Annotated in this window: 8 protein-coding genes; 1 reads left to right on the top strand and 7 read right to left on the bottom strand. The window is 39.2% G+C overall.

The features are described 5' to 3' along the window. Window positions 1-845: 845 nt before the first annotated feature. From JMX83_RS04620 to JMX83_RS04600, 5 genes are all read right to left on the bottom strand, one after another. Complete coding sequence (locus JMX83_RS04620) at window positions 846-2,060, bottom strand: SEL1-like repeat protein (protein WP_201510201.1); 1,215 nt, start codon at window positions 2,058-2,060, stop codon at window positions 846-848. Window positions 2,061-2,121: 61 nt separating this feature from the next. Next, window positions 2,122-2,598: a hypothetical protein gene (locus tag JMX83_RS04615; protein ID WP_201599371.1), complete on the bottom strand. Its 477-nt coding sequence runs from the start codon at window positions 2,596-2,598 to the stop codon at window positions 2,122-2,124. 74 nt (window positions 2,599-2,672) lie between these two features. Continuing rightward, a complete protein-coding gene (locus JMX83_RS04610; protein ID WP_201599370.1) occupies window positions 2,673-3,206 on the bottom strand; it encodes a hypothetical protein in 534 nt (177 codons plus the stop codon). A gap of 34 nt (window positions 3,207-3,240) precedes the next feature. Further along, window positions 3,241-3,759, bottom strand: a complete 519-nt coding sequence (locus JMX83_RS04605; protein WP_201599369.1) for a hypothetical protein — start codon at window positions 3,757-3,759, stop codon at window positions 3,241-3,243. 16 nt (window positions 3,760-3,775) lie between these two features. Further along, window positions 3,776-5,131 carry a serpin family protein gene (locus tag JMX83_RS04600; RefSeq protein ID WP_201599368.1) on the bottom strand — a complete coding sequence of 452 codons (1,356 nt, stop codon included), beginning with the start codon at window positions 5,129-5,131 and terminating at the stop codon, window positions 3,776-3,778. Between the two features lie 102 nt (window positions 5,132-5,233). Here JMX83_RS04600 and JMX83_RS04595 point away from each other — a divergent pair, with 102 nt between their 5' ends. After that, window positions 5,234-5,743 (top strand): hypothetical protein, encoded by a 510-nt coding sequence (locus tag JMX83_RS04595; protein ID WP_201599367.1) that lies wholly within the window; start codon window positions 5,234-5,236, stop codon window positions 5,741-5,743. A gap of 623 nt (window positions 5,744-6,366) precedes the next feature. On the opposite strand, the gene JMX83_RS04590 is transcribed toward JMX83_RS04595, so the two are convergent. Next, window positions 6,367-6,891 carry a cyclophilin-like fold protein gene (locus JMX83_RS04590; RefSeq protein ID WP_201599366.1) on the bottom strand — a complete coding sequence of 175 codons (525 nt, stop codon included), beginning with the start codon at window positions 6,889-6,891 and terminating at the stop codon, window positions 6,367-6,369. Window positions 6,892-6,913: 22 nt separating this feature from the next. Next, window positions 6,914-8,095, bottom strand: coding sequence for an MFS transporter (locus tag JMX83_RS04585; RefSeq protein WP_201599365.1), 1,182 nt, complete (start codon window positions 8,093-8,095; stop codon window positions 6,914-6,916). Between the last annotated feature and the right edge of the window lie 19 nt (window positions 8,096-8,114).

Here is an 8,114-nt window from a genome sequence, read left to right as displayed (position 1 = left end):
GTATAGTTCGGTTAGGTTGTCCATGTAAGAAGTCCTTGTTGTGAAGTTTGTCTTGGTAAACTCACTTTAGCAACTTCGGACTTCTTTTTTTATCTTTTTTTTGAGCCCTTATCCCGAACTGGGGTTAAGATAACAATACTGGTTATTCTTCATATCTGCTTCACTAATAATGTAGAGTTAAGATGATGCCATTCTAGTATCATCTCTATACAATCGTTTAGTGTAGTTTGGTAAGCGTGCTGTACTGAACTTAAGAATGCCTAAAAGTGATTAGCGGAGAGATACATTACTGATTTTGCACGATTTCTAATAAACTTGTAGTGGTATTAGTCAATCGTAAAAGTGAGAGAAATATGGTTTTTAATAAGAATGTTCTAATAGGATTGATGAGCATGCTTTTAATATCTTGCTCATATTTTGAGAAGGATAAAGGCAAAATTATCATAAATAACGAAAGCGCTTATCTCATATCTGACGTACGCGTCAAATATACCAGCTCCAAGAGAGTGGACTTAATCGGAGATTTGCCGCCCAACTCATCCTATCGCTACGCTATCCAATATACAAGCTATGAAGATTCAATATCTATCGACTATACTGATCAGGATAAGAAGACCTATTCTAGAGATGCAATGCCCTATGCCGCTTCATACGATAAAGAACGATATACATTTACTATAAGATAAAAATGGTCTATCCAGCAAGATGAGATAGCTTTAACAAGACTAGTAATGGATGTTAGGCATTGAGTTAAAAAGCGCTTAATCGGCTTAATAGGGATACGGTAGAGTACACTGATGTTATCTCAATAACCTAAAACCCATCATCTTTAAAAACTAAATTCCTTATTTAGAGAGTTTCTGAAGATAATCACAACTCGCTTGGTAATCGTTATCGCAAGATACTTCTAACCACTCTTTTGCCATGGCTTTGTCTTTATTAACACCTAAGCCCTTATAATACATCAGTGCTATAAGATACTGAGCGCGTTCACTACCTTTGCTCCATGACCCATCAACCGTATTACGATATCTATTTCTGGCCGCTTGTTCATACCACCTAAAAGCTTGAGTATAATCCTGAGTGACGCCAATCCCGTTATAATACATATCACCCAACTGATATTGTGTCAGTAAATGCCCTTTACTCATCTCTCCACGACCCAAGAAGTAACTATTACTCGCCGCTTTTTTGAACCAGCTTAAGGCTGCATCATAGTCTTGTACAACATCTATTCCCTCAAAGTACATTTTCCCTAGACGGTATTCGGCATGTGTCTTTCCAAGACCGGTATAACTCTCCCGACTAGCCGCTATCTCAAACCATTCTTTTGCTTTCATCTTATTCTGAATAACCCCTAAGCCGCGATCATACATCACTCCCAAGTTATACTCAGCATTAGTATTGCCTTGAGCAACAAGATTTTCAAAAATATCAAAGGCCTTTTCATAATCTTGGGCGACACCTAAACCGCCATAATACATAAGCCCTAAGCTATATTCAGCATACATTTTTGTGTATTTAGCCTCCATCTTTTTATTATCAGCGGCCTTCTGATAATAGGTAAAAGCCTGACTGTAGCTTTGAGGCGTACCTGCACCATGATAGTACATCTCTGCAAGTTGATACTGAGCCTGCATGTCATCAGTATCGGCTAATTTTTTATATAATTTAAAAGCCTTGGTGTAATCCTGAGGTACGCCATACTTACCCGCATAATAGATATAGGCAAGATTGGCTATTGCAGAGGTATGCCCGTTATCAGCAGCTATCTGATACCATTTGATCTTGTTTACAGGATCATAAGCTTGGACACCTAGCATGAATTGAGCAGGAGCATATCCTCGAATGGCAAACCATTCATACGGTTTCCTACTATCTTCGGGCAAGTCTAAATTCTCTAAATATAGCTTGGCAAGCTGTTGCTGAGTGTAATTGTCTTCTAGCTGTTCAGTTGACTCTTCTGTTATATAATCAGCTGCTATAGCGGATACAGACAGCCCGAAAGATAACCCTGAAATCATAAATGGATAAATGAACATGCTATTCAGTAATTTCATAGTTTTGCTTATTAGGTCGTTGAATTTAATATTGGTAAGATATATAGGTATAGAAATATTTTTAATCGAAAAAAGTGCCTATCAGTGCAACATAGGGCGTTAAGCATTTTTTATCGCCCTGTTTTTCAAACTCAGCACCTCCTGGCGTATTAGGGTGATAAGGCCAGTACGCGCCATTCGTCTTTATATAATCGCCTATTTTAAAAACCCGACCATTAAGATTTAGTGTTTTGGTGGCTTCATCCCATTTCACGATACCTTTTGGAAATTCGGGGAACATCGCGGTAGTAAATTTACGATCACTGCCTATTAAATAAAGACAGTGATCTCTCCATACGAAATTACCCCTTACTATTGCGGCAGCTTGAGCCTGATTAACTGGATCAACATAGTAATAAAAAATACTGGTTTTTTGCTCAGGCTCTACGAGTTCTGGAATAGGTTTTATCGCTGCCATTGGTTCAGGTATGGTTGCTACAGGGGTTGTCGTACAACCGACTATCACTAGGCCCGTTAAAATAAAAAATGCTTTTCTCATCTGTGTGCTCCGGTTTTGGCAGAAAACTCATATTTTGAATGTAAGCAGGGAAAACAGTTTCTTCACCTATTTTTTTAGTAGGTATCCAACTTCCTTTTAATCTCTTCAGAGACTTCCATTATATCGGCATCGATAGCCATGCCTATTTTGGTCAGACAAGCGGCATCTCCTTGAGTCGCAAACTCAAGATTTGTCGTTGGTGTGATTCTGCCCCCAGTAAATATCTTCTCACCCAATTTAATTTTGATGCCTTTCAGTACAATAGTTTTTTCCTCTTCTAAATAAACGACATCATCCGGAGGAAATAAGGGCGTCATATATTTATCTTTGGCGACTTGCAACATAAGACAATTATCTTTAATAATAAATTTGCCACTTACGATACCTGGCATTTGACCGCCCGTAGATAGATAACTAAATATGTCGGACAGGGGTTTATTAGAGTCTCGTTTTGGAGAATCTGAGGGACTTTCATTGATAATGGCAGTTCTTTCTTGTGTTGGTGTTACTTGAGAAGGTTTTAAGTTAGTACAACCAAATAAAATCGGAATTATAAAAACTCCAAGAGCGGTTAATGATAAGCCGTTTTTTAATTTTAAATTATTCATTCATTGGTCTCGTTGCTTAGTATTATCAGAACTTTTATAGAGTTTTTCTAGCCGCCTGACCACGCGGTAAACCCGATAACATCATCATCTCTTTGACATCACAGCGACTTGAGGCTTGATTAGCAAAGCCTTCTTTGGCATATCGTTCCCGATCTGACGGCCTAAGTTTATAGCCACCGCTTTCTATGATGTCGCCCACCTCATAAACGACATTAAAATATTTGAGCGTTTTATTTTTGTCATCCCAGCTTGCTTGACCATTCGGTAGAACAGGAATGGTTTTATACGGCCCATAATGGAGATAGACACAGCCCTCCTCATAGGCGAGTCGTACGTTCACCTCGTCCATAACATCAATCTTATCAAGGTCAGAGAACTCAAAGGGATAGGTATAAAATAAACTCTCATTACCTGATGTACGGTAATGTATTAGCGGCTCTGAGTGTTGCTCTACCTTAATGGTTCGGCTCAAGTCAGGTCGTGACAATGAGGTACTTTGGCAAGCAGCCAGTAGTATTGCTAAGGGTATCAGCATCATTTTTATGGTCATCATTTCTTGCATCCTTAAGCTATAGCTTATTCACTTGCCCTAAGAACAATATCGCATCGGTTTTATTGTCTTTAATCATAAATATAAATGGACGATTGGCATTAAACTCAACGTCATAACTAGCTGAAACGACTACTGGCACTATACTTGTAGCAGCGGCTGCCACCGTACCTTTTTCATCAACCTCAACCACCGCTTTATGAATAATAGAATCTACCGCTAATGACTGCTCGTCATTGAATAAGCTAAAGTCAGCGCGACTATCAAAAGCGATTGGCATTCCCATTTCAGCCAGTAGCCCATCCATTTTATAATCTTGTTCCATTTTAAACTTAGGCAGCTGCAGGTCGACTGCTTTTATTTTCATATTGTGAGTCCACTGACCAATTTGATCGGCACTTAAATTCTTAACCAATGCCTGCATAGCAGCGGCTTCTTTTGATTTTGGCAAGATGATCAGCATCGACAGGTCATCGCTTTTATAAGGCAGCTCTACCACTTGTACTTGCTCATCTTCCGTGTAATTAGAGTTTTCTATGCTATACATAAAATTCGTATCGGTGATTGTGCCATTGAGGTTATAAAAGGGTTGAGTACTACCTCGTAGACCTAGAGGTTGTGCCCATTGGCTTTTAAAATAAACAGCATTGGTTAATACAGCAGCGGTAGATGACTTGATACTCCCTTCTGGCAGTAGTTCAGGAATCATCTGCTTGGTATAATTAGCGATGGTTTTATTGATGGTCTGACGTGATGGCTCGGGACGGCTCGCAAAATCAAGATTGGTGACTTGACCACCATAGTAGCGTTTTACGGTATCCAAATAGGTTTGATTGGGACTTAGGCCTTGACGCATCCATAAGTCATTAACTGTGCTTAAGTCATAGTTTGGATTAGGCTTATTGAATTGATTGTAGAGTGCTGCACTATTGGGATTGAGGATAGCTGGTGCTGGATAGTGAAAGGTCTTTTGGATTTGCTGCTTTGTTTCACCCTCTGCTGCAGCATAAAGCATGGCCATCGCCGTAGACAAGCTGTAAGGCGAGAAAAATACATTGTTCTCTGCTTGTTTAGCTTGCTTATTTATTTGCTGATATAGCTCAATGGCGAATTGATTGTTGGCATTAACGACTTGCTTGATACCTTCAGGCGTTGAAGCAGAGTCGTCAGCAGCGATATAGTTCTTATCAGTCTTTGGGTTTGAAGGGTTCTCAGTCTTGCTGACTATAGGTTTTTCAGCTACCTGTTTTATCGGTTGAGTATCAACCAAACTATTATTACAACCAGCAATTGCCAGTAAACTGCCTAAAGCAAGCGTACCGACGCTGAATTTAATTGCAGGCTTTTTATAGACGTATTGGTTACGATTTTTCACGGCGTTGTACCTCTTTATAATTCGGATGATGTCCTGATTATATACAAGGGTTTAGGCTGATTTAGTAAACATATGCTAATAAATTTAAGGATGATATTTCAGATGAATACAGTGTATAAGGACAGCCATAAGCTTAAAAAATACTTAATCATATTTTTAGCAATCTTAATATCAGGTTGTATGACACCTTCAAAAAATACGATGAATCATACCGCTAGTGAGAATAAAATTCTGAAGATTGAAATAGAGGATACCTCGAATATATTAACACCAACATATGCAGATATATTTACATACCCTTTTGACCCTGAGGAACCCCAGTTAGATATGGGGGTCGGTGGACGATTGGTTGTAATAGAGGGTTGTTTGTTAATAGAGTCAAGTGATGGCGTGTTTTCTACGCCTATATTGCCTGAAGGAGTGAGCTATTGGGACAAAGATAAAGGCATTGTCTATATTTATGACAGAGGATTTTTAATAGGCAATATTATTCGTTCAAATGGTGTTGCTTTAGACAGTCAGTTCCAAAAAGTACAAGATATCTTCATATCAAAAGCGAAGCCCTCGTGCCTCAAACGTCATTCAATATTGTTCGGCACTAAATTTGACTAGCAGGAAAATCAGCTTAAAACGTCACTGGTTAAGAAAGTATGGTGTACACAAGCGAAGCATTTAAAGTGTTTTGCCATGTATGAAAAACTCAAACAATTACTTTAAGTGTTTACTGGAGAATCAGAACTATAATCTATTGATATCAATGATGATAGAGTCACTTTAACCAAGAGGAAATCTATAAAAACCATGCTAACATTACTGCTTTTTCAGTATGGCTGGTTTTCTCATTTTGTAATGAAAAACCCCCTTAAATAAAAAAGCTAGGAGAATGAATGAACGATCATCTTGATTTTTTAGCGTAATTCAGTGTCTCAGTTGAGACTCCTAATAGTTTAAATTAAAGTTGTTGTACTCAGGCTATGTCACATACCAAGGTTCATGAACCAATTATTTTTATATTAACTATAGGTCATTGTTTTTAATAGAAAATTAACTCTTTTAAATCGTGAACCTAAATTTAGGTACGCATAAGTTAAATTCGATTGATGTTCTTATAAGTTCATGACACAGACTGAAGGTTTATTCTACATGTCATTCTCAATCGCCATAGCCGCTGATTAGTAAAACAATCACCCATCATGTGTTTCTTATGGGGATACGGAGCACTAACCTAGCAGACGTCAGTGTTGTTCACGACTAAATTTAATTTGCACATTACCTTGTCCCAGTATATCAGCTAACTTATCAGGCTGACTCAATCTACCAATACGCGTATAAGAATAGGATGAAGAGAAACTCTTATAAAACACTACTAACGTTGATGAGCCATACAACATGACATCACCATTATTAATAGTATTTGCGCGACTGGCATTCGTTGGCAGTGCATTTGGTAGCTGAGCGTGCTTCTCATTACTGTGCAAATCCTCCATATTTAACGTCAAGGGTAATTGTGCCGAAAAAGCATGCGCAGTCGCGTTGTCTTCAGCCAACACTTCAAAACGATTTCCATTAATTGTCATCCACATATTCACTTGCTCCTTTTCTGATATCGGTTGCTCTGTATTATTAGAGCTTGTTTTTTGCGTCAAACTTTCATGCACAATGGACGAGTTTGATGTGCCATTTTGATCGTCAGCACAAGCACTCAATGCTGGCAAGATACCAACAGCCATCATAATGATCATGCGGTTGCTCATATTCATCTGTTAAACTCCCCTAAAGTAATTACTGCGCGGTCAAACGCGATGTTAAGAACGCGGAAATCACTAAGATAACAGCGCTAAATACAAACGTTGCCTGATAACCGCTATGATCAAACAAAATACCACCTACTGTCGAACCTAATGCAATAGCCAGTTGCACCACAGCGACCATCAAGCCACCCCCTACTTCAGCCTGTTCTGGCAATGTGCGAGCAAGCCAGCTCCACCAACCAACAGGGGCTGCTGTTGCTAAAAACCCCCAAAGACCAAGTAACACTGCCACAACCATGGTCGATGTACCAAAAAATATCAACGTCGCTGCAATTGCTGCCATAAGAATAGGAATTACAATCAAAGTTGTATAAAAACGCCGCTCTAAGAAAATGGTAATCACACACGTGCCAATAAAACCCATCACGCCAATCCCAAGCAAAACAAGTGACAAAGTAGAGATATTAACTTGAGTGATGGTTTCTAAAAATGGTCTTACATAAGTAAAAAGTGAGAACTGTCCCATAAAAAACAAACTAACGGCCAACATACCAATCATGACGATAGGATTACGCAGCAATCCTAAGATAGAGGTAGCTTTGTCAGTTTTATCTGTAGTGACTTGCATAACAGGTAAACTGATCCACTGCCAAATAAGAGCCAATAGAGCCACAGGAACTAGACAAAAAAAGGCACCGCGCCAACCAATGATTGACCCAAGATAACTTCCTAAAGGTGCTGCAATGACCATTGCTAATGCATTGCCACTGTTAAAAATAGCCATGGCCCGCGGCACATCTGAGGGTGGCACTAATCGCATCGCCATTGCTGCTGACATTGACCAAAATCCACCGATAACTACTCCAATCAGTGCCCTTCCAATCATATAAATCATATAATTTTGCGCCAGTGCTACAATGACGCCTGATACCGCCATCATGGCAGTTAAAAGCAACAATAGCGTTTTACGATTCATATTGCCTACCACACGAGAGATCGTCAAACTTGTGATAACCGCAAATGCACCTGAAATGGCAATACCTTGACCTACCATCCCTTCACTGATGCTGAGATCTACTGCTATCGGCGTGAGTAGACTCACAGGCATGAACTCTGAGGCAATTAATGCAAAAACGCACAATGTCATGGCAAAAACCCCACTCCAATAGGCGGGCTGTTCTATATTTTTTTCTTTTTCTTTGGTGTTCAACATACACACTCTCGATATTGTA

Origin of the sequence: Psychrobacter piscatorii (assembly GCF_904846415.1) — a bacterium.
Lineage (GTDB): Bacteria > Pseudomonadota > Gammaproteobacteria > Pseudomonadales > Moraxellaceae > Psychrobacter > Psychrobacter piscatorii.
This window is presented reverse-complemented; position numbering and strand designations above follow the sequence as displayed.